Here is a 584-nt window from a genome sequence, read left to right on the forward strand (position 1 = left end):
CTGTGAACGGTTTATTCGGTTTATTCAAGAAGTTCAAGGCAGACTATCGCGTCATTCCCTGGGCGACTTTTTCAGACCCGGAAGTGGCCCGTGTCGGCATCAACGAACAGGAAGCCAAAGCACAAGGTATTGCTTATGATGTAAGCCGTTATGATATTGATGATTTAGACCGAGCTATTGCCGATGGTGAGGCTCATGGTTTTATCAAGGTGCTAACCGTCCCCGGGAAAGATAAAATTCTTGGGGTAACGATTGTCGGTCATCATGCCGGGGATATTATTGCTGAATACGTGACGGCAATGAAGCATGGCTTAGGTCTGAATAAGATCCTGGGCACGATTCATATCTACCCAACCCTGGCGGAAACCAATAAGTTTGTCGCTGGTAACTGGAAAAAAGCCAACGCGCCTGAGAAGGTATTGCAGTTTCTTGAGAAATTTCATGCATGGCGTCGTGGTTGAGGCTTATTCATTCTTAGGCTGAGAACGCCATTCCTCACATGAAACCAACCAGCCCTAAGCCGCCAGCGAGCCATGGAAGGCTCTGTCTACTTGAGTTATTTTGACTATGGTCATACCCACCTA

Annotated in this window: 1 pseudogene; it reads left to right on the plus strand. The window is 47.3% G+C overall.

Features of this window, described 5'->3' with window-relative positions:
* Window positions 1-461 (plus strand): annotated as a pseudogene (locus tag A3761_RS01390) (pyridine nucleotide-disulfide oxidoreductase); the annotation flags it as partial.
* Window positions 462-584 lie beyond the last annotated feature (123 nt).

It is taken from the genome of Oleiphilus sp. HI0123, assembly GCF_001635315.1.